At 67.0% G+C, this 26,404-nt stretch carries 19 protein-coding genes and 1 tRNA gene; 10 read left to right on the forward strand and 10 right to left on the reverse strand.

The genetic code is table 11. From position 1 onward, the window contains the following. Positions 1-59 precede the first annotated feature (59 nt). Entirely contained in the window at positions 60-4,673 is a 4,614-nt protein-coding gene (locus tag ACV7NO_RS03455) for an NAD-glutamate dehydrogenase (RefSeq protein ID WP_463404628.1), read from the reverse strand. A 222-nt stretch (positions 4,674-4,895) separates the two neighbouring features. Beyond that, positions 4,896-6,176 carry a PAS domain-containing protein gene (locus ACV7NO_RS03460; protein WP_463404629.1) on the reverse strand — a complete coding sequence of 427 codons (1,281 nt, stop codon included), beginning with the start codon at positions 6,174-6,176 and terminating at the stop codon, positions 4,896-4,898. A 175-nt stretch (positions 6,177-6,351) separates the two neighbouring features. Between ACV7NO_RS03460 and ACV7NO_RS03465 the strand changes: the two genes are divergently transcribed. Continuing rightward, positions 6,352-6,427 (forward strand) — tRNA-Thr (locus ACV7NO_RS03465). On the opposite strand, the gene ACV7NO_RS03470 is transcribed toward ACV7NO_RS03465, so the two are convergent. The 3 genes from ACV7NO_RS03470 to ACV7NO_RS03480 all read right to left on the reverse strand — a co-directional run bounded on the left by ACV7NO_RS03470 (position 6,398) and on the right by ACV7NO_RS03480 (position 11,343). Beyond that, positions 6,398-7,399: a recombinase zinc ribbon domain-containing protein gene (locus tag ACV7NO_RS03470; RefSeq protein WP_463404630.1), complete on the reverse strand. Its 1,002-nt coding sequence runs from the start codon at positions 7,397-7,399 to the stop codon at positions 6,398-6,400. The two genes, ACV7NO_RS03465 and ACV7NO_RS03470, sit on opposite strands and share 30 nt — an antisense overlap. Positions 7,400-7,787: 388 nt before the next feature. After that, entirely contained in the window at positions 7,788-9,089 is a 1,302-nt protein-coding gene (locus tag ACV7NO_RS03475) for a hypothetical protein (RefSeq protein ID WP_463404631.1), read from the reverse strand. 142 nt (positions 9,090-9,231) lie between these two features. After that, positions 9,232-11,343 carry a winged helix-turn-helix domain-containing protein gene (locus ACV7NO_RS03480; protein WP_463404632.1) on the reverse strand — a complete coding sequence of 704 codons (2,112 nt, stop codon included), beginning with the start codon at positions 11,341-11,343 and terminating at the stop codon, positions 9,232-9,234. Positions 11,344-11,446: 103 nt separating this feature from the next. Between ACV7NO_RS03480 and ACV7NO_RS03485 the strand changes: the two genes are divergently transcribed. The 6 genes from ACV7NO_RS03485 (at position 11,447) to ACV7NO_RS03510 (ending at position 19,769) form a co-directional block, all read left to right on the forward strand. Beyond that, positions 11,447-12,298, forward strand: coding sequence for a hypothetical protein (locus ACV7NO_RS03485; RefSeq protein ID WP_463404633.1), 852 nt, complete (start codon positions 11,447-11,449; stop codon positions 12,296-12,298). 83 nt (positions 12,299-12,381) lie between these two features. Beyond that, positions 12,382-13,371, forward strand: a complete 990-nt coding sequence (locus tag ACV7NO_RS03490; protein WP_463404634.1) for a peptidyl-alpha-hydroxyglycine alpha-amidating lyase family protein — start codon at positions 12,382-12,384, stop codon at positions 13,369-13,371. A gap of 65 nt (positions 13,372-13,436) precedes the next feature. Next, positions 13,437-15,272 carry a DUF885 domain-containing protein gene (locus tag ACV7NO_RS03495; RefSeq protein WP_463404635.1) on the forward strand — a complete coding sequence of 612 codons (1,836 nt, stop codon included), beginning with the start codon at positions 13,437-13,439 and terminating at the stop codon, positions 15,270-15,272. A 428-nt stretch (positions 15,273-15,700) separates the two neighbouring features. Beyond that, complete coding sequence (locus ACV7NO_RS03500; protein ID WP_463404636.1) at positions 15,701-18,166, forward strand: M1 family metallopeptidase; 2,466 nt, start codon at positions 15,701-15,703, stop codon at positions 18,164-18,166. A gap of 109 nt (positions 18,167-18,275) precedes the next feature. Beyond that, on the forward strand, positions 18,276-19,115 hold the full coding sequence (locus ACV7NO_RS03505; protein ID WP_463404637.1) for an alpha/beta fold hydrolase: 840 nt from the start codon (positions 18,276-18,278) through the stop codon (positions 19,113-19,115). Positions 19,116-19,301: 186 nt separating this feature from the next. Then, positions 19,302-19,769: a nuclear transport factor 2 family protein gene (locus tag ACV7NO_RS03510; RefSeq protein ID WP_463404638.1), complete on the forward strand. Its 468-nt coding sequence runs from the start codon at positions 19,302-19,304 to the stop codon at positions 19,767-19,769. 105 nt (positions 19,770-19,874) lie between these two features. On the opposite strand, the gene ACV7NO_RS03515 is transcribed toward ACV7NO_RS03510, so the two are convergent. Further along, on the reverse strand, positions 19,875-20,285 hold the full coding sequence (locus tag ACV7NO_RS03515) for an HIT family protein (RefSeq protein WP_463404639.1): 411 nt from the start codon (positions 20,283-20,285) through the stop codon (positions 19,875-19,877). 172 nt (positions 20,286-20,457) lie between these two features. Further along, a protein-coding gene (locus tag ACV7NO_RS03520) for an IS5 family transposase (RefSeq protein WP_463404640.1) occupies positions 20,458-21,215 on the reverse strand; the annotation gives its coding sequence in 2 pieces (ribosomal slippage) (positions 20,458-20,882 and positions 20,882-21,215; 759 coding nt in all). Positions 21,216-21,374: 159 nt separating this feature from the next. Here ACV7NO_RS03520 and ACV7NO_RS03525 point away from each other — a divergent pair. Then, complete coding sequence (locus ACV7NO_RS03525; RefSeq protein ID WP_463404641.1) at positions 21,375-21,647, forward strand: hypothetical protein; 273 nt, start codon at positions 21,375-21,377, stop codon at positions 21,645-21,647. Positions 21,648-21,909: 262 nt separating this feature from the next. Here ACV7NO_RS03525 and ACV7NO_RS03530 read toward each other — a convergent pair whose 3' ends face one another. Continuing rightward, positions 21,910-22,821 carry a LysR family transcriptional regulator gene (locus tag ACV7NO_RS03530; protein ID WP_463407269.1) on the reverse strand — a complete coding sequence of 304 codons (912 nt, stop codon included), beginning with the start codon at positions 22,819-22,821 and terminating at the stop codon, positions 21,910-21,912. A 98-nt stretch (positions 22,822-22,919) separates the two neighbouring features. On the opposite strand from ACV7NO_RS03530, the gene ACV7NO_RS03535 reads away from it, so the two are divergent. Both ACV7NO_RS03535 and ACV7NO_RS03540 read left to right on the forward strand, forming a co-directional pair. Continuing rightward, on the forward strand, positions 22,920-23,249 hold the full coding sequence (locus tag ACV7NO_RS03535; RefSeq protein WP_463404642.1) for a nuclear transport factor 2 family protein: 330 nt from the start codon (positions 22,920-22,922) through the stop codon (positions 23,247-23,249). After that, positions 23,246-24,034 (forward strand): SDR family oxidoreductase, encoded by a 789-nt coding sequence (locus tag ACV7NO_RS03540; RefSeq protein ID WP_463404643.1) that lies wholly within the window; start codon positions 23,246-23,248, stop codon positions 24,032-24,034. Before ACV7NO_RS03535 ends, ACV7NO_RS03540 begins: the two co-directional genes overlap by 4 nt. 400 nt (positions 24,035-24,434) lie before the next feature. On the opposite strand, the gene ACV7NO_RS03545 is transcribed toward ACV7NO_RS03540, so the two are convergent. Both ACV7NO_RS03545 and ACV7NO_RS03550 read right to left on the reverse strand, forming a co-directional pair. Then, positions 24,435-25,208 (reverse strand): ABC transporter ATP-binding protein, encoded by a 774-nt coding sequence (locus tag ACV7NO_RS03545; RefSeq protein WP_463404644.1) that lies wholly within the window; start codon positions 25,206-25,208, stop codon positions 24,435-24,437. Continuing rightward, positions 25,202-26,191 (reverse strand): FecCD family ABC transporter permease, encoded by a 990-nt coding sequence (locus ACV7NO_RS03550; protein ID WP_463404645.1) that lies wholly within the window; start codon positions 26,189-26,191, stop codon positions 25,202-25,204. Before ACV7NO_RS03550 ends, ACV7NO_RS03545 begins: the two co-directional genes overlap by 7 nt. Positions 26,192-26,404: the final 213 nt, after the last annotated feature.

Consider the following 26,404-nt stretch of genomic DNA (forward strand, 5'->3'; position numbering starts at 1 on the left):
GGGACTGGACCCCGGCCTTCGCCGGGGTACGGTTTCGCCCGGGTACGGTGTGGGAGCGCCTACCGCCCCAGCAGCACGCGCGCCTGCCCCGCGATCTGCGCGAGCATCGCAGCGTTGGGTTGCGCGGCGTGGCGGGCGCGGTCGACCACCGCCTTGAACTGCGCGATCCGGGTCGCGTTCGCCGCCAGCCACGCATCGACGCGCGCCTGCGGGGCACCCTTGCCGCGCGCGAGGAAGTCGAGCCGGAGCTGCTGGAAATCGCGCGCGAGGCCCGCGATCAGCAGCCGCTCCCACGGATCACTCGGCGCGATGCGGGCGGCGTTGGCCTGCGCCCAGTCGAGCCCGAGCGCCTGGCCCAGCGCGGTGAACGCGCGCGTCACCTCGGTCTCGTCCAGCTTCATTCGCTGGCCGAGATCGGCGAGCCCGACCGCACCGTCGAGCTCGAACACGCGCACCACCTTCGCGGCGAGCTCCGCGGGCGCGCCGGCCAGCTTCAAGGCGTCGGCGATCCGCGCGCTCTGCGCCTTCGTCTCGTCGAGCAGCAGCGCGGCGGTTTCCGCGTCGAGCCGGGCTATGCCCTTGCCCAGCCGCTTGATGACGTCGTCGGGCGCGGCGCCGGGCTGGGTGACGCGGAGCAGGTCCGCGATCTGCGTCCGCGCGGCGACCGCGACCTCGTCGAACAGCGCGATCCGCGCCGCCTCGGGCATCGCCGCGGTCTCGATCTCGCGCCATAGCGAGGGCAGGCCGAACAGCCGCTCGACGACGACGAACATCGCCGCGATGTCGCTCATCGCCGCGCCCTCTTCCTCCGCCAGCTCGAACGGGTGGAGGATGCCGAGCCGGTTGACGATGCGGTTCGCGAGCTTGGTCGCGACGATCTCGCCGCGCAGCCGGTGCTTCTCGATCGCCTTGGCATGCTTGGCCTGCATCGCGGGCGGGAAGGCTGCGAACAGATCGGGCTTCATCGCGTCGTCGAGGCCAAGCGGCGCATGCTCGATCGCGTCCTGCAGGGCGAGCTTGGCGGTCGCGAGCAGCACCGCGAGTTCGGGGCGGGTGAGGCCGTGGCCCTCGGTGCCGCGGCGCAGCAGGTCGTCGTTGCCCGCGAGCCCTTCCACCTTGCGGTCGAGCCGGCCGGCGCCCTCGAAGATCTCGATCACGCGGACATAGCTCGGCACCGCTTCCGGCCCGGCGGCCTCGGCGATCGAGAGGCCGAGCGTCTGGAGCCGGTTGTCCTCGAGCACCAGATGCGCGACGTCGTCGGTCATGCTGCCGAGCAGCACGTTGCGCGCCTCGTATTTCAGCTTGCCCGCGGTCACCTCCGCGTTGAGTGCGACCTTGATGTTGACCTCGTTGTCCGAGCAGTCGACGCCCGCCGAATTGTCGATGAAGTCGGTGTTGATCCGCCCGCCCAGCTTGGCGAAGGCGATGCGCGCGGCCTGCGTCACGCCCAGGTTGGCGCCCTCGCCGATCGCGATCGCGCGCAGTTCCTCCGCATCGACGCGCAGACGGTCGTTGGCGGGATCGCCGACGGTCGCGTTGTTCTCGCTCGCAGCCTTCACATAGGTGCCGATGCCGCCGAACCAGATCAGGTCGACGGGCGCCTTGAGGATCGCGGAGATCAGCGCGCCGGGCTCGATCGTGGCGACGCCCAGGCCGAGCGCGGCCTGCACCTGCGGCGACAGCGCGATGGTCTTGTCATTCCGGGAGAAGACGCCGCCGCCCTCGGAAATCAGCGACGTATCATAGTCCGCCCAGCTCGAGCGCGGCAGCGCGAACATGCGTGCGCGCTCCGCCCAGCTGGCGGCGGGATCGGGCGTGGGATCGAGGAAGATGTGGCGATGATCGAACGCCGCGACGATCTTCAGCGTCTTCGACAGCAACATGCCGTTGCCGAACACGTCGCCGGACATATCGCCGCAGCCGACCACCGTGATGGCTTGCGTCTGTACGTCGACGCCGCGCTCCGCGAAATGGCGTTGGACCGAGATCCACGCGCCCTTGGCGGTGATTCCCATCGCCTTGTGGTCGTAGCCCACGCTGCCGCCACTGGCGAACGCGTCGCCCAGCCAGAAGTCGCGCTCGATCGCGAGCGCGTTGGCGACGTCGCTGAACGTCGCGGTGCCCTTGTCGGCGGCCACGACGAAATAGGGATCGTCGCCGTCGAGGATCGTCACGCCCTTGGGGTGCGTAACCTTGCCGGAGACGATGTTGTCAGTGATCGACAGCAGCGCGCGGATGAAGGTGCGGTAGCTTTCGGTCCCTTCCGCGAACCAGGCGTCGCGATCGAGCGCGGGGGAGGGGAGCTGCTTGGGGTAGAAGCCGCCCTTCGCGCCGGTCGGGACGATGACGGCGTTCTTCACGCGCTGCGCCTTCATCAGCCCGAGGATCTCCGTGCGGAAATCGTCGCGCCGGTCCGACCAGCGCAGTCCGCCGCGCGCGACCGGGCCGGCGCGCAGGTGGATGCCCTCGACGCGGGGGGAATAGACCCACACCTCGCGCCACGGCAGCGGGGCGGGGAGGCCGGGGATCTTCGCCGAATCGAGCTTGAACGCGAGCGCCCCCCCGGTTTCGGCGCGGCCCGCCTCGATGAACGCGTTGGTGCGCAGCGTCGCGCCGATCAGCGCCTTGTACGCGCGCAGGATGCGGTCGTCGTCGATCGCGGAGACCGCGTCGAGCCCGGCGGCGATCGCGGCGTCGGTCTCCGCGGTGTCGCCCTGCGCCTTGGGATCATGCGCCAGCGTGAAGCGACGGACCAGCGCAGCGGCGAGATCGGGCGCGCGGCGCAGCGCGTCGACGACGGTGGTGAGGCCGTAGGGCAGCCCCGCCTGGCGCAGATAGCGGAACCACGCGCGGAACAGGACGACCGCGGTCGGCGTCATCCCCGCATCGACGATCAGCCGGTTGAACGCGTCGTTCTCCGCCGCGCCGGTCAGCACTGCGGCGATCGCGTCCTCCAGCACCGTGCGGTCGACGTCGCCGCTGCCGCCCTCGACGGCGAAATCATGGACGAACGCCGCGCTGTCGTCGCGCAGCCGGGTGGGCAGCTCGCCGATCACGCGGAAGCCGAAATTCTCGAGCACCGGCACCGCATCGGACAGCGCGAGCGCGCCGCCCAGCTTGTACACCTTGAGCCGGCGGTCCTCCCCGGCGACGGTGGGATAGAGATGGACCTGCCGGTCGTCGGGAGTGTCGAGCGCGCCGAACCGCAGGATGTCCTCGGCGGCTTCCTCCGCGGTGCTGACGGTGCGGTAGTTGTTCGGGAACGCGGCAGCCCAGCGCAGCGCGAGCCGCGCGGCGCGCGGCGCGGGCACGCGCTCGACCAGCGCGGCCTCGACATCGGGCACCCAGCCGCGGACCATCCGCGCCAGCCGCGCGTCGAGCGCCCCGGCATCGGGCATCCGCCCCTCGCCCCGCAGATCGAGCGTATAGCGCAGCAGCGCGACGTTGCCGTCCTCCAGCGCCAGCGCCCAGTTGAGCAGGCTGGCGTTCGCCGCCTCCGACAGCATCTCGCCGATCGCGACGCGGCGCGCCGTGGTCAGGTCGTCGCGCGGGAGCCACACGAATGCGAACAGGTGCCGCCCCAGCGTCGAGCGGACCAGCACCAGCCGCGGCCGCGGGCGGTCCGCCAGCGACATCGCGGTGAGCGCCAGATCCTCGAGCTGCTCGCCCGAGAAGCCGACGACCAGATCGTGCGGCAGCGCGCCCAGCGCGTGCGTCAGCGCCTTGCCGGTGTGGCCCGCGGGATCGAACCCGAACTTCGTTTCCAGCGCCTTCAGCCGCTCGCGCAGCACGGGCACCGATCGCGGTGCAGCGTTGAGCGCGGCGCTGGTCCACAGGCCGGCGTGGATCGCGAGTCCGGTCGTCCGCTCGCCGGTGCGGACGGGGACGAGGATCAGGTCGAGCGGGACCTGGCGGTGGACGGTCGAGATCAGGTTCGACTTGAGCAGCAGGACGGTTTCGCCGTGCGTGTCGAACCAGTCGAACGCCAGCTTGCGCGAGGCCTCCGCCAGGATCGGCGGGGTGTGGCGATGACGCGCGATCCCGAGCAGCTCGGTCGCGGTGCCCGCGCGGTCCCACAGGCCGTGGCCGAGCAGCGTGAAGTTGCGGTCCGCGAACCATTCGAGCAGCGCGCGCGCCTCCCCGGCGGGCAGCGCGGCGGCATCCTCGGCCATCGCCGCCTTCATCGCGGGCCAGTCGGCCACCGCGGCGCGGACGTCGGCGAGGCTCGCCTCCAGCCCCTCGACCAGGTCGCGACGGTCGCGCGCGTCGGCGCGGTCCATCTCGATATAGATCATCGATTCGCGCGCGGTCGCGGCGTCGTCGATCGCGGTCAGCCTGCCCGTCTTGTCGCGCGCGACGGGGACGACGGGGTGGATGATCCGGTCGATCGCCAGATCATGCGCGCCGATCTCCGCCGCGATCGAATCGACCAGGAAGGGCATGTCGTCGTTGACGATCGCGAGGCGCAGGCGGCGGCGCGTGCCTTCGCCGGGAATCGCCTCGAGTGCGATCGCGGGCGTGCCGGGCGCGCGGGTGGCGGCGGCGGCGACGACGAACGCGGCGGCGTCCGCCTGCTCCGTGGTGCCGAAGCCGGCGAGTTCACCCGGCAACGCGCCCTTGGTCAGCCGGGCCGCAAGCGCGTCCGACAGCGATTTCAGTGAAGATTTCGACATGGCCGCAAGGCCTACGCCCGCCCGCGGCCAAGCTCAAGACTTGTTGCAGGTGCGACGATATCCGCGCTCAGAACCCGTTTGAAAATGCGCTGACGCGCATTTCGGCGGTGCCGGCCCACTCCCTCACCCGGCCGCCCACACGATATCCTGATGGGCGGCCGGGTGGGGGAGTGGGCCGGCACCGCATGAAATTGGCTTTCCGGCCAATTTCCAAACAGACGCTCAGGCCAGCGCGGTCACCGCGCGTTTCGTGAGCCCCGCATCGTCCGCGACGGTGCCGACGATCTCGATATCGCCCGACGCGCCGATTCGACCGACGAGCACGATCACGTCGCCGGGTGCGCCGCCGGTGTGGAGCACCAGCGTCGCCAGCGTCGCGCGCGCCGCGATCGGCGTAGCGGTTGGCGCAGGCGTCTGCTCGGGCTTGCGCGCGGCGCGCTCGGCCTGGACGATCGCCTTGATCCCGCCCTCGGTCGCCTCGAGCGCGTCCGCCAGCGCACCCTCGCCGATACCGGTGCGCTGCGCATGCGCCAGCACGCACGCGAACTCGGTCAGCCGCGTCTTGTCGTAGCCGGCCCCGAAGACGAGCTTGGCGACCGGCGTCATCGGCGCGCGCGCCTGCGCCTTGAGGCCCGCGTCCGCGAGCAGCGCGGCGTAGCCCGCCGCGTCGCGCGCGGAGGCCAGCGCGAAATCATGCGCGCGGCCCAGCGCACGGTATAGCGCGGCGCGGGTGCGCGTGTCGGCGGCGCGTGCGGTCGCGGCGCTTTCGCGCGCGATCATCAGCCGGTCGGCGAGGCCGTCTCCGGCGAGCAGCGCGGCGGCATCGCCCTCCGCGGCCGCGTCTACCCCCGCGCTCGGGCCATCGGCCCAGATCGCGACGTCGGCGGCGGGCGCAGGCGCGGCGCGGATCGCGGCGTCCAGCTCGGCGGAGAGCGTCGCCTGCGTCTGCGCGTCCACCATCTCCTTCCAGTTGATGACGCCGTAGATGTAATCGATCCCCGCGTGATCCGAGGAGAACGGCATCAGGATTCCGCGATACAGCGTGTTGAACCCTCGGGTGCCGACGAACTCGGCCTCGAACCCGATCGGCGCGCGGTTGGCGATGATCTGGAGATAATGGTCGGTCAGCCGCGACAGCAGCGAGCGCGCGGGGACCTGCGCGATCCGCGTGATCGACTGGTCGAGATCGCATTCGTCGCGCAGCGCCCGGCCCAGATACGCGATGCCCGGATCCTCCACGCCGCGCGAGAAGTCGAGCAGCACGCTGTGCGGCCCGAAATCGGCGATGCTGGCGGGATCGAGATCCTCGATCGAGGGATAGGCGCGACCGTGCAGCAGCGACACCCAGTGATTGTACGCGCGGACGTGCATCCGCCGCTCGTCGGTGCCGATCGCCAGCGTCGCCTCGCCGACGCCACCCTCCGCGGTGCCCCCCTCTGCGAGGCCAGTGCCGTCGTTGTCGCCGTCGATGCTGGCGTCGTCGAAACCGCGGGCGGTGTCCATGCCGGTCGTTCCCAAATCCTGCGCGCGCCCGACGAAATGCGGGCGGCCGATCAGCGTTGTGCCCCGCGCGTGGTAAAGGAGACGTAAAGGCGAGAGCGGCGCGTGGAGGCGCTTGTCAGCCCGCGGACCACCTGCTAAGCGCCGCCTCCTCACGCGCCGACACCGGCACGGCGACGCCGCTTTAGCTCAGTTGGTAGAGCATCGCATTCGTAATGCGGGGGTCACAGGTTCGAGTCCTGTAAGCGGCACCACGTCCGGTCAAAGATGGGCACCGTCCCTTCGAGACGCCGAACGCCATTGGCGACACCGTTCTCCAGCGCAGCCTTCGGGCCGTAGATGAGAATTTCGTCCGTTGAGATTCTGACGTCCGACACCAGCATCCGCAGATAAGCCGTCCGGAGGGTCGGATCATCGTCCTGGAGATTGGCCGATAGCAGGGCACCGAAGCGATCGACTGTCTCGGCCGTAATCTTGCGAGATCCGCGGGAGAGCTGGGTTTCCAGCGTGTCTATTCGTGCCGAGGCGGCAGCGAGAGCAGCGCGGTTTTCGCTCATATGATTGGCAAAGATGGGATCGCGTGGCCCCATCTGGCCGGTTTCGACCAGCACGAGCAGACGATCGATTGCCGTCCGGATACGGGTCTGCTCGGCACGGGCGTGAACAAGCTCCTGTTCATGCTGATTGCGCTTCTGATCCGAGAGGTTGACGACGTCGGCAAGCAACGCCTGCAAGCGCGGCGGCGCGAGCAACTGCCGTTCGACGGCGTCGAGAACGATACGGTCAAGCTGTTCGCGGCGGATGCTGGGTCCCTCGCAGGTACGGCCCTGATTCACGCGGCCATTGCAGACGTAATAGTGATATTGCCCGCCCTTGCCGGATCGCACGGTCATGCCGCAGGTGCAGCCGGTCATCCCGCACTTGGCAATACCCATCAGCATCGTCGTCCCGGCAGAGATGTGCGGCGCGGTCTTGCGTGGGTTGCGGCTTGCCCGAAGAGCTGCGACCCGCTCCAGCTGATCGCGATCGATGATCACCGGGCACGGCACGGCGATCCAGTCCTCGGCTTCGGGGACGTTACCGTCATCATCGGCAGTCCGGTCGTAATAGATCCCCGAGTACATTCCGCGAGCGAGGATATCCTCCGGCGGGTGTGCGGATTGCGTGCGGGACGCGGCTACATCGCCGAGCTGGAGGTGCGCCGGGCCGCCCGGTTCGCTGCCCAATATGAGAAGGCCGCGAATGACGCTGCGCGGCTGGCCCCCTGGCTGGAGCAAGACGCCGCGCGATTCGCAGAAGGCCGCTAGCGAGCTAGCTCGCGCCCTTCGAACTTGCGCCAGATCGGATCTTGTAAATCACTCCACATTTGTCGAAATCTACGACAAATCCGGCTTTGTTCGGCCGTCATAGACAGTGGAGCGAAATGACCGGCAACTGGCGTTCGTCAGCGCTCGTTCAAAAATTGAAAGAAAGGCCGACGCTTGTCACGCGCACGTTTACATCCGAACGACGCTGATTACCGGTTAGCCAATTGGCAGCTATCAGGTCCAAAAGCCGAAAACTACCATGGAATGTGCGACGGGCGGTTCAGCTTCATGCCCGCCCTCCTCCTCGTCACGGGGCGACGAGGTCGTCAGGCGTTATCGGGCTACCGATCAGCCTCTCGAAGGCTGCCCAGCGCAGGGCAGGATCCTTGCCGACCGCCGCCATCGTCTTGGCGACCATGGCGCGCCCCAGATAATAGTTGAGCACATAGCTGCGATAGGTGTCGAGAAACCGTATGCCCCGTTGCGCTTCCTGCGGCGTCAACAGAACATAATGTTCCCGCAGTGCAACCGCACGGTCGCGATCGATCCGCCCGTCGATATAGTCGCGCGCGATTACCGCCGCTGCCGGCACGAGCTTCGCCTGCACCGCCCGAACCTTTTCGAATAGCGCAACGTCCGATGGATCAAGCCCGGCGAGAGGGAACAGCGTATCGCGTTCGAAGGTAATGCGTTCATCGCCGGGGAACGCCAGTTCCGGGCCATAGTCGGCCGATCCCTCGGCAATCAGCGCCATCGGTGAAAAGAGCGGGAAGACGGTGTATTCGATCCAGCCCCGTCGTTCCGCCAAGTTTCGTTCGTACAGGGAATAGAGCACGTGATGTCCGGGATACGCTTCGTGGCAGCCCAGCTTGATGACCATGTCCATCGTGAGCGGCGCATCGAGGTTGACCTGCATCACGCTGTGCGCATGGCCCTGGAAGTAATTATAGCCGGCCCACGGCTTGTCGCGGACCATCTCTAGCGTGATCGCCTCGCCCGGCGGCATCGCGATATGGGCGAGCGTCCGGCGGCGACATTCGGCGACGGCCGCCTTGACCACCGTTTCCACCTTTTCCGGCGGCACGGTGACGCGGTCGTTCAGCCTTTTCACCCGATCGGCGAGCGTTCCCGGCCCGGCGGGCACCAGCCGGTCGAGTTCCGCGAGAACGGGGTCGAAACTTGTCAGCGCTGGAGCGTCGAACGTCACGCCGAACAGCCCCTTGGCTTCCTGATCGAAGCTGAACTTCTTGCCCGCTGCCATCGCCATGCGTGTTTGCGCGGCCGTGAGTTGGAACAGCAATGCCCCGCGACGCTTGCGCTCGTCCGGTGACAGGGTTTTCGGGTCGATCGCCGCCAGTCGCGCGTGCAGCCTCGCCGCATCGGCGCTCAGCTCGGACGGCGTGCGCTTGTCCAATTTCGCTGCCGCGGCAAGGTCTTTCGGGCCGAAATAAGCATCGACATAGCCGGGATCCCGCTCGCCAGCGGCGAGGCTCAGCGCCACATAGTCTTTGGCAATCGCACTGACAGGATCGCTCGGTCCGCGCGCCGTCGCTGGCACGATGGCGAGCCCGGCACACACGATTGCCACAAACCAGGTGACGCATCGCATAGTCTTGTTTCCCCAGATCGGCCCCCGACGTTCTTAATCAAGCGTCGGCGAAATGGTCAATGATATGGCCGACGGCGTCCCGGTCGAAGCCAGATTTTGAGAGCTGCCGAGGCGGAGGCCACTTACGGAGACAGCGTCGCGATTAGTCTAGCTTCTTGATGCCTTCGCGAGAGCCGCGTCCGTCCGGCCCTACCGTCGCCATCTGCCCGCTCAAAGCGGCGCGGCGCCGGCGTTCAACTGCATCCGCAAGGCGCGGATCGCGGCGCCACAGCGCCGCATAGCGGGGATCGTCGCGCATCGCTGCGGGGAATGGCGCGTTGCCGTAGGGCAGCGCGGCGGGCCAATAGAGCGATTTTGCCGCGAGCGCCTGATCGAGCATCGCGATCGCGCGATCATAGCTCCCGGCGCACGCATATTCGATCGCCAGGATGAAGCCGAGGTCGTCGCGCGCACGTCCGCCGAGCGTCGCGCGGGTCAGCGCGCCGGCGTCAAGCCCGATCCGCTCCTCGTCGAGGATCGCGAGCAGGGCAGCGGGGCTGCCCGAGAGCGCAGCAATTGCGGCGCGTGCCCGTGCCATCGTGGCGGCGACCGGCGGCGGCATCGCCCGTTCCTCCCAGCGTGCGGCGAGCGTTCCGACGAGCCGTTGCAGTCCCTCGCCGCTCCGCTCTGCGGCATGAAGGTAGTAAATCTCCCACAGAAGGAAGGGGCTATCCGGGCGCGCGTCGAGCTCGGCATAATAGCCGGCCAGCGCCGCGTCGCGCCGGCCGACGAGATAGAGCATGCGGGGCAACGTGATGCGGCGCCAGAGGTGCGTCCAGTCGAGCGCACGCAACGCATCGGTCTGCGCCAGGCCATCGCGGGCGCGGCCCAGGGTCGCGAGCTGGTGTGAATAGGCCCAGTGCGCGTCGGCATTGCCAGGGTCGTTGGCGAGCGCGTGGCGGAACAGCGTCTCCGCGTCGTCCCACCGCCAGCCGAACCGGCGATAGATGTCGGCAAGGCTCGACATCGCCGCGGAGTTTGTGGGATCGGATCGGATGGCGCGGCGGAGCAGCATCAGCGCCGCGTCGACGCGCTGCTGCGAGGTGAGCTTCATGGCGGCGAATGCCTGCGACCAACCGTTCCGCGCCAGCTCGGCCTGAAGGACAAGCGCGGGCGCATATTCGGGCTGAAGCGTGAGGGCGCGCGTTGTCAGTGCGGCGACCTCGTCGGCGAGCTGATGCGCCTGTTCCGGGTCGCCCTGTACGAAGCGCTCGCGGACTTCGTCGCGGAGCGCGCGCGCTTCCTTGCACAAACGATAGGCCTCCGGGTCGCCCCGCAGGCTCGCGTCCACGGGGCGGGGCTGGGTGACGGGCAGGCGGAGGAGCAATGCCTCGATCACCGCACCCGCCGCATCGCGGCTGAGATCGCCGGCCTGTGCGGCCGGCACCGCGACGCGGCCGGACCATAGCTGTTGGCCACTCGCGACCTCGGTCATTATCAGCACCGCGGCGAGTGCGTCGCCGTCGTGGCTCAGACTAGCGGTGAGGGACAATGTGGCCGGCCCGGTTGCCGCTGCCGCTGCCAGCGTGTCCCCGGGGGCAGCCAAGATACGCACGCCGGGCACATGGTTGAGGTCGTCGCGCATCGCCGCGGTCGCGATGCGCGCGCTTGCCGCGAGGGCCGCGTCGCCGGCTGTGAAGGGCATGACGACGAGCGAGGTATCCCCGACCGGGTGCGGGGAAAAGTCTTCGTGGTTGCGACGTGTCGAAAACCACCAGCCGCCGGCAACCAGCGCGCCGGCCGTTCCTGCGATCGCCAGCGCGGTTCGCCGCGTCGCAGGGGCGGGCGTCGGCGGGGACGGCTCCATCGGCGCGATCGGCGTCGCTCGCACCGGTTCGACAAGTCGATAGCCGACCTTGTTCAGCGTCTCGACCTGGAAGCTGCCGCCCGCAAGTCCCTGCGCGATACCGCGCAGCAGCGAGATGACGCGGCTGACCGCGTCGTTGCTGACGAAGCGGCCGCTCCAGCAAGAGGCGATCAGCTCGTCGCGGGTCACGGGCGCGCCGTGCACACGCGCGAGCGCGACGAGGACCTGCATGATCCGCGGCTCGACGGATTTCTCCTCACCGCCGTCGTGCCGCAGCAGGCAGGCGCTCGGTTCGGCGTGGACCGTCCCGACGCGAAACGGCACGGCGTGCGCCAGTACGACCGGATCGCAATGGTTCCCGTTGCCCATCAAGCCGCCCCCCAGGCACTCGTCATCACGGCGCGTCATCGCCGCTACGTCCAGGCGAATCAAGGGCGGGCGCAGGCGCGCCAATCGGCCGATATCGTCGAAACATCGGCAAATCATCGGCGCGCTTCGGTAGCCGAGGCGCGTGCTGCCGGGCATCATTCTCGGATCACGAGCGGCAGTCGCCATCGTGCAACCGACGGGGAAGAAGATGAGGAACGTGAGCCTTTTTGTCGCCACCGCCTTGCTAAGCAGCGCCGCGCTGCCAGCCGCGGCGCAGAGCGTGTTCGATGGCACATGGCGCATCGCCATCGACTCGATGCAGCAACAGCGCAAGCCGGACGTCGTGCTGCTGAAGGACGGGGTCTATAGCTGCGAAACCTGCGTGCCCGCGTTCACGGTGAAAGCGGACGGCGCCTTCCATCCCGTCAGCGGCCACGTCTACGATTCGGTCGCGATCACGGTGCTGGGTCCGCGCAGCACGCGCACGCAGTTGCGCAAGAATGGGCGCATCATCGACACCGAGACCGACACGCTCTCCGCGGACGGCAACACGCTGACCGCGGTCGATGTGGACAGCTCCGCGACGAGCGGCAAGACCACGCGCTTCGTCAGCACACAAAGGCGCATGGGGTCCGCGCCCGCGGGTGCGCATGCGACGTCCGGAACGTGGGATTCGGGCAAGGTGGTTTCGAGCGACGCCAATGTCATGACGTTCAAGAGCGACGGAAAGCGCCTGGACGCGCGCGCGCCGTCGGGCGAGCATTATCTGGCGGTCTTCGGCGGCCCCTACGTGCCGGTCGAGGGCAGCACCGCGAAACAGATGGTCGCCGCCACCCGCGATGGCCCGCGCGCCTTCACGGTCCGCATCCGCGACGGCGGCGAGGATCGCTCCAGCTACACCATGACCGTCAGTCCGGATGGCCGCACCGCTACGATCGTTTCACGCGGCCTGCGCTCGGGCAGCACTGCCACTGCGACCGCACGCAAGGAGTGAGAAGAGCCGAGATGCTTTGGCGAGAGAGGGGCTGACGCCGGCATCCATAGACCTGAAAGACCAACTCAAAGGGGGGGCAGATAGTGGTTCGTTCGGTGGTCGCGGCTCTTTTCCTATGGGCGATCCTGTTTCCGGCAGGCCTCGGCGCTACGACGCCCAGGCCTGCGCGCTATCGTGTCGTGCATGGCTGGCCGGATCTACCGAATGGACGCGTTCTAGGGCCGGCTGCCGGGGTCGCTGTCAACTCCAGACAGGAAGTGCTCGTCTTTCACCGGGCCAATCGGGTCTGGTCGGAGCCGCTTCCTCTGACACCGCTCGCGCTTCCCACCATCGCCGTGTTCGACAGCAGGACGGGACGGTTTCTCCGGGAATGGGGCGCGAACCTGTTTGCGATGCCGCATGGCATTTCCGTGGACGACCATGACAATGTTTGGCTGACCGACGTCGCGCTCCAGCAGGTGTACAAGTTCAGCCCGGACGGACGCCTGCTGATGACGCTCGGCGAGCGCGGTGTCGCCGGCGCGGATGACCGTCATTTCAATCGGCCAACGCAAGTCGCCGTCCTGCCGGACGGTTCCTTCTACGTCGCCGATGGCTACCGCAACACCCGCATCGCCAAGTTCTCCTCCAGCGGAAAGTTCCTGTTCCAATGGGGCAGCCCCGGTTCCGGTCCCGGCCAGTTCAACACCCCCTATGCCATCGCCATCGACAAGGCGGGCAGGGTCTATGTCGCCGATCGCGAGAACGACCGGGTGCAAGTGTTTTCCGGCGACGGGCGGTTCATAAGGCAAATCCATTCGAGCGAGATCGGACGTCCGTATGGGCTCGCCCTGTTGCCGGGAGGGCGGATGGTCATTGCGGATGGCGGTGAGCAGCCTGACGCCGGCCCGGACCGCTCGGGTATTTCCTTCATCACGCTCGATGGGCGGGCGCAGCAAAGACTGGGCCGTTACGGCAATTATGATGGACAGTTCCGCATGGCGCATGCCGTCGCCGTGGATGCGCGGAACGACGTGTTCGTCGTCGATATCACCGGCCAGCGCGTGCAGAAATTTGCTCCCGCGTCGCGGTAAGGCGCGTACCGGCATTCGAATGCGGCTCGACCAACCATGCCGCGAAACGATCGGCTTGGAAGATCATGGCGCGGGGAATGTGCGATCCGGTCGGACCGGACATCGGCGCACAAAGGGGAGTTGCAGGGGTGAATGGTGTGGAACGTGCGGTGCGGATCGCAGCAGCGTTACTGGCTTCGGTGCTGCCGACGGGCACCATCGCAACGGCCGGCGACGTGCCGATCGAGGCGGCTCCAAACGACCCGGCGGCGACACTGCGGGCAATCTCGGATCGCTATGGTGCCCATCAGGTCGCGCGCAGTCTCTCGGCCCAAATGGCGCTTGGTCGCGCGGCCGGCGCGCTTCCTGCCTTGAGTGCCAGCGATCTCGACGCCGAGGTCGCCTTCGCCCGCAGCCTGCTCGCGCAGCTCGATCGCGTGTCGGTCGCGAAGCTCGGCGCGGAGGACCGGCTGACCGCCGAAACGCTGCGCTGGCTGCTGCGCAATGCTGAAACCTTGCCGCGGGACTATTGGTACAGCTTCCCTGCACCCTACACGCTGTCCGAACTCGGCGATGTCGGGCCGGCCTTGACGAGCAACCCGCTCGCGACCGCGAGCGACCGCACGGCCTATGTCGCATTGCTCGGATCCGTCGCCGATCGGCTGAACGCGATGCGGCAGCGCCTTGAGGAGCAGGAGGGCCGGGGCATCAGGATGACCCGGCGCCAGATACCGCGCGGGCGGGGGGTGCTGGAAAACCTCCGGACGGAGGCCGCCACATGGTCGGCGATCCCCGAAGATCGCCTTGCCCGTTTGCCGGAAAGCGAACGCAAACCATTTTCCCAGGTGGTGCAGGCCGCCTCGGCGCGGATCGTGCCCGCAGCCGATGCCCTGCTCGCGGCATTGGGACCGTCCTATGAGGCGAAGGCGCCGGACACCGTCGGTCTCGCCCAATATCCGGGCGGACGTGACTATTACCGGATGCTGGCGCGCCGATCGACCACCATGACGATCGAGCCGACCGCGCTACAGGCGCTCGGTCAGCGCATGCTCGACGCCAATAACGAGGCGTTGGCAGATCTTGCGACGAAGCTCGGCGTGCCCGGCGGCAGACCCGGCCTGCGCGACTATGCCAACAGTGATCCGCGTTTCATCGCGAAGAGCGCCGACGAGGTCGTGGCGAGGTATGATCGTTGTCTCGCACGGCTGACGCCCCGGCTGCCGGCCTATTTCGGTCGTCTTCCGAAAGCGCCGTATCGCACCCGCCGCCTGGACCCCGGCGACGAGGCGGGAATGACGTTCGGCTATTACAAGCAGTCGAGTTCCGCCCAGCCTTATGGCGAATACCGGTTCAACGGATCGAACCTGCAAAAGCGGTCGCTCGCCTCTGCCTGTGCGCTGATCTTCCATGAGCTGATGCCGGGGCATCATCTCCAGCGCGAGCTTCAGGCCGAACAGACGGGCCTTCCCGACTTCCGGCGTACCAGCGAGGATTTTACTGCCTTTTCTGAAGGTTGGGCCGAATATGCCTCCAATCTCGCGCGTGAGATGGGGGCGCTCGACGAGCCGTATGATCTTCTCGGCCGCCTGATGCTGAACAACACCATCTTCACGCGGTTGGTCGTCGATGTCGGCCTCAACTATGATGGCTGGACATACGATCAGGCGCGTGACTTCATGCGGGCAAACACCTTCTATTCCGACAAGGAGATCGACTCCGAAGTGTTGCGCTACTCGTCCGACATTCCCGCTCAGGCTCTCGCCTATGCTTCGGGATATCTCGCCATCGCCGAACTACGGCAGGAAACGGAACGACGCCTGGGGTCGCGGTTCGACATTCGCCGGTTCCATGACGAGGTGGTGGGTCACGGTCCGCTTCCGATCGATGTCCTGAGAGACCACATCCGGCGCACACTGCAATGATCATCCACTTCGGCGGTCGGTCCAGCATCGTCAATTAACATACCGACAGCGAGAGCTTGCCGCCCTATCCGAGCACGGGAATCGTAGGGTCGCGAACGGGACTGTTCCAATCTTCTAGATTGGCCTTTGAAGGCGCGAGAGTATCGATTTGGATGTCTTTACAAGACTTTCGTATGACCAATCCCAGTCATCAGCAAGATTATCGCTGTCAATTGACGACAAGAACGCGCTTGCGATCTGCTCGATCGTAGAAAGCCACGTATCGCCTTTGTACGCGTCTGACATCAGCGCGTAGACGGCAATCCAAGGGGGAAGGCATCATGAAACGACACCTGATTTCGCACGCGTTCGGTTTCATCGGCGGTATCCTCGTCATCTGTCCCAGCCCCCTGTTTGCCCAGATGCGGGAGACACTGCCGGATACGGTCGTGCCCACTCATTACGACTTGGCAATCCGGCCCGATCTCAAGGCGCTGACCTTCACCGGCATCAACGCGGCGGCGATCGACGTACGCGCATCGACCCGGGACATCGTGCTCAACGCGGACGGCCTGACCTTCGACCGGGTGACGCTGGAGAACGGCGCGGTTGGCACGACCAGCTACGACGCCAAACTGGAGCGGGCGACCATCCGCTTTGCCGCGCCGATCCGGCCCGGCCGCCACCGCCTCACCATCGACTATCATGGCGCCATCGGGCGGGAGACGGTGGGCGTCTTCGCGATGGATTACGACACGCCGGCGGGTCCGCGACGCACGCTGGCGACCAACCTCGAACCCGCCTTCGCGCGCAAAATCTTTCCCGGCTGGGACGAGCCCGCCCGTAAGGCCAGCTACACGGTGACTGTGGACGCGCCGGCCGATCGCATGGCGGTATCGAACATGCCGATCGCCCGGACCGAGCGGCTCTCCCCGACGACGACCCGCGTGACGTTCGCCAGAAGTCCGCGGATGTCGAGTTACCTGTTCTTCCTCGGCATCGGCGACTGGGAACGGATTTCGCGTAAGGTCGATGGCATTGATGTCGGCGTCGTCGTCCGGCGTGGCGACACGCCGCGGGCGCGTTTTGCCCTTGACGAGGCCGCCGCGCTGCTCGGCTGGTACAACAGCTATTTCGGCGTTCGCTATCCGCTTCCCAAGCTCGACCTGATCGCGGCCCCCGGCCAGATCGCATCGGTCGCGATGGAGAACTGGGGCGCGATCCTCTATTCGCAGCAGTCTTTGCTGATCGACCCGATCACCGGCACGGCGTCGGAACGGCAAGGCGTCTTCTCCGTCGTCGCCCACGAAATGGCGCACCAGTGGTTCGGCGACCTGGTGACGATGAACTGGTGGGACGACCTTTGGCTCAACGAGGGTTTCGCCCGCTGGATGCAGGTCCGGGTCGCCGATGCCCTCCACCCCGACTGGCAGACGGGGCTCCGGGCACAGTCGATCTTCGAGAAGGGGAAGGCGCAGGACGCCCTGCCATCGACGCACCCCGTCGTCCAGAAGCTGCGCACCGCCAGAGAGGCCGAAGACGCGTTCGACGGCATCACCTATAACAAGGGGGCGGCGGTCATCACCATGCTCGCCGCCACGACCGGCGATGCGTCCTTCCGGGACGGTGTCCGCGCCTATATGCGCGCCCATGCCTATGCCGCCACCGTAGATGCCGACTTCTGGACGACGATGCAGCGCGTCTCGGGCAAGCCGATCCTGACCATCGAACGTGATTTCACGACGCAGCCCGGTCTGCCGCTGATCCGCGTCACGAAGAGCGCGAACGGCATCGACCTGACCACTGGCCGCTTTGCGCTGGTGGGCTCTGAACGTAACCAGATTGCCGGAAGATGGCATATCCCGCTGATGAACACGATCGCAGGCAAGGCCATGCCGCTGCTGCTCGACGGCCGCGACAGCGTGCCCGCCAGCGGGCCGGTCTTGGTCAACGCCGGCCAGACCGCCTATGCGCGCGTTCTCTACGACCCCATGACGTTCGCGGCCCTTATGCCGCAGGTGGCGACGTTGGCGGCCGTCGACCAGATCGGCCTTGCACAGGATGCACTTGCGCTCGCCAGGGCCGGCGATGCGCCGGGCGGCAACCTGCTCGATATCGTCAGCCATATTCCGCCGACCGCGCAGACGGTCGTATGGGAGCGCATCGCCGACATGCTGGCGACGGTCGATCGGGCCTATGGCGATCGGCCCGCGCGCGCGACCTTCCGGCGCTATGCGGTCGGCCTGCTGCGCCCCGCGCTGGCCGTGCTGGGCGCGACGCCGCGTGCGGGCGAAGCAGCGGACGTGCCGGTCGCTCGCGCGCGGCTGATCGAGGTGCTGGGCGCGCTCGGCGACGACACGATCCTCGCCGATGCCCGGGCCACGATGGCGAAGGACGCAACGCCCGGCAACCGGCGCGCGGCGCAGATCCTCCTCGCCGCCAGTGCCGATGCGGCGACCTTCGATGCGCTGCTCGCCCGGGCGCGCGCGACCGCAGATCCGCTGCAGAAGTTGCAGCTCTACACGATGCTGGCGGGCGTCCAGGACGACGCGCTGTCCCGGCGGATGGTGCCGATCGTGCTCGGCGATGAGGTGCCCGCCGGCGCCAATGCCTCGCTGATCGTGGCGCTCGCGCAGGCGCACCCCCTGCTCGTCTGGAACGAGGTCGTGCCGCACCTTGCCGATCCGAAGATCGCGATGGCGTCCGGCGTCCGGCGATTGGTGACGGCGACGGTCGTCGGCCTTCTCGACGATCCGGCGACGATCCCGGCGGTGCGGGCCTATGTCGAGCGGGAGGTTCCCGCCGATGCGAGGCGCCCGTTCGAGGGGGCGATCGCGGCGATCGTCGTCAATGCTCGCGTCGCCGACCGAATGCTGCCGGAGCTCGACCGATGGATCGCCGCTCATGCGCGGTGAGGGTCATCGCGCCTCACGGCGCGGCGAGCGACCGCACTCAGCCGCGAGCACGGCGAGTAAATGGAGGATATGTATGGATCGACGATCGAGGACGGCATGTATCGGCCTGATGGCGACTATCGTCATCAGCGGGACCGCCATCGCAGGTCGACGGGGCGTCCCTCTTTGGCAAACCGTGCCGCTGCCGATGGCCCTTCCTGCCGATGGTCGATCAGGGACCGTCCCGGCGGGTGGCGCATCGATCTGGTACGAACGCACCGGTCGGGGGACGTGCGTCATTCTCCTGCATCCGGGTCTGGCGGACAGCAGCTTCTGGGGCAATCAGGTAACGGCTCTGCGGCGGGCGGGGCACGAGGTGATTCTGATCGACAGTCGCGGTCACGGTCGAAGCACGAGGGACGATCAGCCACTCAGTTACGGTCGGATGGCGGAAGACGTCGTCCTCGTCATGGATTCGCTGCATCGCCGACGCTGCGCAATCGTCGGATGGAGTGATGGGGCGATCGTCGGTTTGGTGCTGGCGATGAAGAACCCGGCCCGCGTCTCGCGTGTGCTTGCGTTCGGCGCGAATATGGACCTTTCCGGCGTGGACCCTCGCGGTGACGGCAGCGCGACGTTCCGGCGGTACGGCCGTCTGACGGCCGAAAGCTATCGCCGGCGCTCCACGACACCAGATGCCCGCTCCGCACTGGAAGCCGCGGTAAACGTCATGTGGGACCGCGAACCCAACTACACCGCGCGCGATCTCGCCGCCATCACGGTTCCGACCACCATTGTTGCCGGCAGGCATGATGAAGTCATTCGGCAAAGCCACGCACGGTATCTGGCTCGTACGATCCCGGGCGCCACGCTGACAACTCTTCCAAACGTCAGCCACTTCGCGCCGCTGCAAAATCCAAAGCAGTTCAATCGCATCGTGGTGGCCTTCGTTGGGGCGTCCAACCCTTGACGACGCCGCATTCGGGATGCGCCCAACATAAGTCGCACAAGGCAGGAACGCCGCGCAAACTATAGCCAGCGCGCAACTCGACGGGGGGGCGTCACACGTCGATTGACACTCTCACGAAACCGGTGTCGGTGTCAGCCAGTATGAGCGCGGTCGTGTCGTGCATCTACCGCGGGGGGAATAGTACGGATGAGCAATCTGATCGCGGCATTGACGGTCGTCGCCGTGGTCATCGCGGTCGCACCCGACGGTCCGCGGGACGGTCGATCGGGGGAGTGCGATGGCACCGACCGTTCAAGCTGTCGCTATATCCTCGACGCAACAGAGGCATTCACAAAGATGCTCGTCACCGCCGACCCTGCGCCTTTGCAACGTCATCTTGATCCGCGGGCTCTCTGGATATTGTCCAGTGGCGAGGTGAGATCCGGTTCGCAACTGATCGACACGGTCCGTCGCGACACGCGACGGACCACCGCACGCCTCGACCATGCTCAGGTGCGGTTTTTCGCAAACGTCGCGATGGTGACCTGGCGCGAGTCATGGACGGCACCGGACGCAACGGTTAAGGTCGGCCGACTGGCTGGCGTCGACACGTGGTTCAGACAAGGCCGGACCTGGAAACTCCTTTCCACCGTGGAAACGCGCCTCAAGCCGTAAGCCGAGGCGCTGGCATGACGGTTACCGACCGCCCGAGGTGCTTTTGGCAAAGGATGGTGTCCGGGAACGAGCAGGCTGTCGGGATACGGACGTCTGAACGGAGGCTCAGCGCGGCGGGAGGGCGGCCCGCAATCGCTCCGCCATCGCGTCCATCTCGGCCCGTGTCAGGCGCGTCCTGGGGACGGGAGGGGTGTTGGGGATGACATGGACGTGAAAGTGGCAGACATCCTGCCGACTGGCGTTGTTCTGCTGCAAGGAATAGCCGGTGCTGCCCAACGCGCGCTGCTGCGCGGCAGCCACCCGCTTAACCATATGCAGGATCGCAAGGGCATCGCGATCGCTCAGATCGCCGAGGTTGCGCACCGCAGATTTCGGAATGACCAGCACATGACCGGGATGCTCCCGTTCCAGCGGAATGATCGCCATGACGCGCTTGTCCTGAGCGAAGATGGAGGCCGAAATCTCCCCTCGGATGATCCGCGCGAAGGGATTGTCCGTCCGGTAGGATGCGGTCAACGGACAGGATAGCGCTGCGCCTTGCGCTTGCGCGATGCTCGCGCCCCCGGCGAAATGACCCGCTACAAGCGCGACGAGGAGGGGCGGTAGATGGCGGACGCTCGAATACCCCATGCAATGCGCACCCTCGACCGAAATGAAACGCTTCAATCCTAGGGTCAGGACTCATTGGTCATAGCCAGAAGATGACGGTGGCAGCGAGGGCGATGGCGGAGAAGAAGACCGTTGGGCATCGGTCGTAGCGTGTGGCGACGCGGCGCCAGTCCTTCAGGCGGCCGAACATGATCTCTATGCGGCTGCGGCGCCTGTACCGGCGCTTGTCGTACCTGACCGGCTCGTTGCGCGATCTGCGGCCTGGGATGCAGGGCTGGATGCCCTTGGCTTGCAAAGCATCCCTGAACCAATCGGCATCATAGCCGCGGTCGCCAAGCAGCCACTGCGCCTTTGGCAGGTCGTCGAGCAGGGCTGCCGCGCCGGTGTAGTCGCTGACCTGTTCGGCGGTCATGAAGAAGCTCAAGGGGCGGCCGTTCGCATCGCTGACGGCGTGCAGCTTGGTGTTCAGGCCGCCTTTGGTGCGGCCGATCAGGCGGCCGAGATCCCCTTTTTAACCCGCAGGCTCGATGCCGTGCGGTGTGCCTTCAGGTAGGTCGCGTCGATCATGACGGTCTCGGGCTCTGCCTCCGCTGACGCCAGCCCCTCCATCATGCACAGGAAGACGCCCCTCTCGCCCCACCGCTTCCAGCGATTATACAGCGTCTTGTGCGGACCATAATCCTTCGGCGCGTCACACCAGCGCAGCCCGTTGCGATTGACGAAGACGATGCCACTCAGCACCCGCCGGTCATCAACCCGCGGCTTGCCATGGCTCTTGGGAAAGTACGGCTGCAGACGCGTCATCTGCTCATCCGTCAGCCAGTACAGGTCGCTCATCAACGGTCTCCTTGTGGAGCCTGAATCAGATCGCGACGCTCACATCAATGGGTCCAGACCCTAAGGGGGTAATTCAAACCACACCATTGGATTTTGCGAGAACACCATCTCGCTATTCGGACATATCTGCACGCGATGGCGGCAGAATAGGAGACGGTGGTGCTGACGTTGACGCTCATGCTGGCGACGCCGGCCTACACCGGCGGATTCGAGGTCGTCCGGAAGAAACTGGGCGAGGAGCGCTATGTGTCGCTGATGGACCTGGCCGTGTGGGCCAAGGCGCTATTCGCGGCGGATCAGGACGAAACCAACGGCAAGACGGACAAGGGTCGTGCGTTGCTGTTCGAGATGGAGGACGTGCTGAAAGACGTTCGCAACCGGCACGTCCGAGAGGATTTGCCGGACGATGAGGGCGAGGTCACCGGCGACTGATCGCAATTTCCCATAGATTTGAATGCCCATCTTCGTCATCTGTGGGGCACCATCTTCAGAAGTTGTCGGAAAACTGCCAATTTTTGACGACCCCATAGAGGACTTCCGAGAACTTTCCTCACGCTCGCGGGTACGCGGGTAGGGGTCACCGCACTCAGACAATGAGCGGTGCGTAGAAGAGGGCTTGGGCCTCAACCTGGGAGTTGCTGTTCAATGGCTGGCGTCGCAGTCGGCTTGACGAAAGGCGTGGTCGCACTCGCCGTCAGGGCTTTGCCAGCCGCCCGGCGGCAAAGTCACGTGCGAGCGCGATGAACGCCTGGAAGGCGGCAGAGGAATTCCGCCGGTTGGAATAATAGAGGCACAGCGGCGCAAGGGGCGGCGTCCAGTCTTCGAGAATGCGAACGAGCGGCCCAGCCGCGATGTCCTCGCGAACATCGGTCTCCATAAAATAGCCGATCCCCACGCCGTTCATGACTGCGATCCGGGTGAGCGACGCCTCGTCGAGCGTCATCGGCCCCTCGACATCGAGGTGCAGCTCCTCGCCGGCTCTTTCGAAGCGCCATCGGAACAGGGCGCCGTTCGGAAGCCGGATCCGGAGACAGGGGTAGGTTGCAAGATCCTGCGGCATCTGCGGGATCGCCCGTTCCTCGAAGAAGGCCGGGGAAGCAGCGACGGCCATGCGTCGCGTCTGGCCGAGCGGGATGGCGATGGCGTCGCTCGGCACCAGGTCTGCGCTGCGCACGCCCCAATCGAAGCCTGCCGCCACGACGTCCACCAGCCGTCCCTCGGTGACGAGGTCGATATGAACCTGCGGATAGCGTTGCAGATAGGTCAGCACGAGCGGTGCCATGATCTCCCGCGCGGCCGTCGCAAAGGCATTGATGCGCAGGGTCCCGGACGGCGTCTCCTGCTGCGCGCGCGCTGTGTTCATCGCCTTCTGGATGTCTTCGAGCGCCGGCTTGATCTGCGCGACAAAGATCCGCCCCGCGTGGGTCAGCGATACGCTGCGCGTGGTGCGATTGAACAGCCGCACGGCCAGCTCTCGCTCGAGCTTGCCTACCGCGTTGCTGATGGCGGTTGTCGACATACCGAGATCGAGCGCCGCGGCACGGAAGGAGCCGCACCGGACAATGGCCAGCACCGCCTCAAGCTCGATCAGCGCATGCCGATTCATTATCCCGCTTTCCATGACACGCTGTGGCGATTTGTCTCGATTATCAGGTAGAATGTCCATGGCTAACTACGGGTCATCACCAATCAAGGAGATGACTTGTGCCAGTCGATCTACCGAAGCCGATCGCTGACTATGTCGAGGCGAATGCCCGGCTCGACCTTGATGGCATGTTGCGGCCTTTCCTGCCCGGCGCCGTCTTCACCGACAACGGCAAGCGCTTGGCGGGACAGGCGGCTATTCGCCACCTGCTCGAGGAAGAGGTGATCCCTGTAAACGCAATCTTCACGCCCGATACGGTTCGTGAAGAGGGCGGCGCCGTCGTCGTCGAAGGACCGGCGCATGGCGACTTCCCGGGCAGCCCGCTGCGCTTCACCTATCGCTTCACGCTGGCGAACGGCGCCATCACGTCGCTGGAGGTCACGGTATGAGCATCAGGGCGGATCCGACCGAGTTCGCCGGCAAGCGCGTGCTTGTCAGCGGCGGCACCAAGGGTCTCGGCCGCGCCACGGTCGAGCGTTTTCTGGCTGGCGGCGCACGGGTCATCACCGCCGCGCGGGCAATCAGGGGCACCATCGAAGGCGTATACTATGTCGAGGCGGACCTGACCACGCCAGAGGGCGGCGAAGCGCTGGCCAGGGCGGCGGTCGAGCGGCTGGGTGGCATCGACATTCTCGCGCATGTCGTCGGCGGCTCGGCGTCGCCGGCAGGTGGCTTTGCTGCGCTGAGCGACGAGCATTGGCTAGCCGAGCTGAACCTAAATCTGCTGGCCACCGTCCGGCTCGATCGCCTGCTGATCCCGCAGATGCTCGAGCGGGGCAAGGGCGTCGTGGTGCACGTCACCTCGATCCAGTCGGTGCTGCCGCTGCCCGACTCCACGACCGGCTATGCCGCGGCCAAGGCGGCGCTGAGGACCTACAGCAAGTCGATCTCCAAGGAAGTCGGGCCCAAGGGCGTGCGGGTCAACGCCGTCTCGCCGGGCTGGATCATGACGGAGGCGACCGGCGACTTCCTCGAAATGCTTCGCGCGGCGAATGGCGGAACGATCGAGGACGCGCGCCAGTCGGTGCTCGACGGCCTAGGCGGAATCTCGATCGGACGCGGTGCCGAACCGGAAGAGGTGGCCGATCTGATCGCCTACCTTGCCGCCGACCGCGCCGCCGCGATCCACGGCGCCGAGTTCGTTATCGACGGCGGGACCATCAGTACCGTTTGAAGGCGTCGCACTTTTGTCCGCCGGCGTTCTGTGGAGGCGCGCTGGCGGGTAGTTTGTGATTTATCAGAGCAGCGAGATCCGGATTTTCCAATGATCTGAGTGCCCATCTTTGTCCTCTGTGGGGCACCACCCCACAGAAATTTCCAGTAAAGCAACCGTTTGACCGCAACCCGGTCCTGGCTGTAGCGCACGGGTGTCGCGCAGAAGGTGCCATGCGTGTTGTGGCGTCGAGGCTCAGTCCCGCAGGATCGAACGCGCGTTCCGGCTGACCCGATCGACATCACCAGCAGACCCCGAATAAGTCACTTGTCGAGGACGGCCTTCCTGACTGTCGCCGGCCGATTGACCTCCCGGGCGAGCGGCTTCGACAGGGCGTGCGTGAACGGACCGGGCGCCGGGTTCATATGCGGTGGAGCGGGACGATCAGGGGGGCACCGTCGGCCTCGCCGATGCGCGCTGCGATCCCGTAGACCTGCGCGAGGCGTGCGGGCGTGAGGACCGCGGCGGGCGTGTCGTCGGCGACGATGCGACCCTCGTGCATCAGGACCAGCCGGTCGCAGTGGCGCGCGGCCATCGTCAGGTCATGGAGGACGACCACCACGAGGGCACCCGCGGCGGCTTCGCGCGCCAGCATCGCCATGACGTCGATCTGGTGGCCGGGATCGAGCGCGGCGAGCGGTTCGTCGGCGATCAGCGCGGGCGCCTCGACCGCGAGCGCGCGGGCGAGGAGGACGCGGGCACGCTCGCCGCCCGACAGTTCGGTGGCGGTGCGGTGGCGCAGGTGCGCGATGTCGGTGCGATCGATCGCGCGGTCGATCGCGGCGGTGTCGGCAGGCGCCATGCGCGACAGGGGCGCGAGGTGCGGCATCCGGCCGAGCGCGACGAGGCGCTCGACCAAGAGCGGCCAGTGGAGCGTCTGGCCTTGCGGGAGGTACGCGACGCGGCGGGCGAGGTCGCGGCGGTTCCATGCCGGGAGAGGCGTGCCGTCGATCGCGACGGTGCCGCCGGCGACCGGGACGAGCCCGAGCAGCGCGCGCAGCAGCGTCGACTTACCCGCGCCGTTGGGGCCGACGATGCCGACCATCGTGCCCGCCGACAGCGACAGCGTGGCGTCGTGGACGACGGCGCGGCGGGCCAGGCGGACGGCGACGGCGTCGCAGGAGATCGTCACCACAGGCGGCGCTCCCGCAGCAGGAACGCGAGGAAGACGGGGACGCCGAGGAACGCGGTGACGACGCCGAGCTTCAGTTCGTTGTCGGTCGGGACCAGTCGCACGCCGATGTCCGCGAAGGTGAGCAGCGCCGCGCCCCCGAGCATCGAGGGGACCAGCACCGATGACGGGCTGCGATCGGTGAGCGGGCGGACGAGGTGCGGGACGATCAGCCCGACGAACCCGATCGCGCCCGACACCGCGACCGCGCCGCCGACCCCGATGGCGACACCGAGCATCAGCCGCAGACGGGTGCGCGACAGGTCGACCCCCAGCGCGCGCGCGCCGTCCTCGCCCAGCGTCAGCGCGTCGAGTGCGCGCGCGTCGACCAGCAGCAGCGCGGCGCCGATCGCGATGCACGGCAGCGCGACCCAGACATGCGCGAACGACCGGTTCTCGATCGACCCCATCAGCCATGTCATGATCTCCATGACCGCGAACGGGTTGGGCGCGAGGTTGAGCGCGAGGCTGACGCCGGCGGTCGCCAGCGTCGACACCGCGATCCCGGCGAGAATCAGCGTCAGCGTGCTCTCAGACCGGCCCGCGAGCGCGAACAGCAGGACGAGCGCGGCGAGGCTGCCCGCGATCGCCATGGCGGGCAGGAAGGCGGGATGGAGTTCGGAGAAGCCGTAATAGATCGCGATGACCGCGCCGAGCGACGCGGCGTTGGACGGGCCGAGCACCGAGGGATCGGCGAGCGGGTTGCGCAGATAGCCCTGCAACACCGCGCCACCGAGCGCGAGCATCGCGCCCACCGCGAGCCCGACGATCGTCCGCGGGAGGCGCAGGTCGAGCAGGATCGTCGTCGCGACCGGATCGCCATGCCCGGTCAGGACTGTGAGGAGGCGCGCGGGGGCGATCGCGACGGTGCCGAGGAGAAGCGACGCGATCGCCGCGGTGGCGGCAAGCGCGGCGAGCGCGGTCAGGAGGACGGGGCGGGGGATCATGCTTGGTGCGCCGGGGCGGGGTGGGTATGCGGACGGGTGTGATTGCGCGATCTTATGGCAGCCGGCGCGCCCGGAGCCACCCTCACCCTTCCCACGACCTCCGGTCGCGGGCCCCTTCCCTCTCCCGGGGGGAGAGGAAGACCGGCGTTCGAACTCTGGTCGGCGCAAGTCTTGCCTTGCTGACGATCGGGGCCGCTCCCGCGCCGCCCCCCG

The organism is Sphingomonas sp. Ell38C01 (assembly GCF_055231975.1).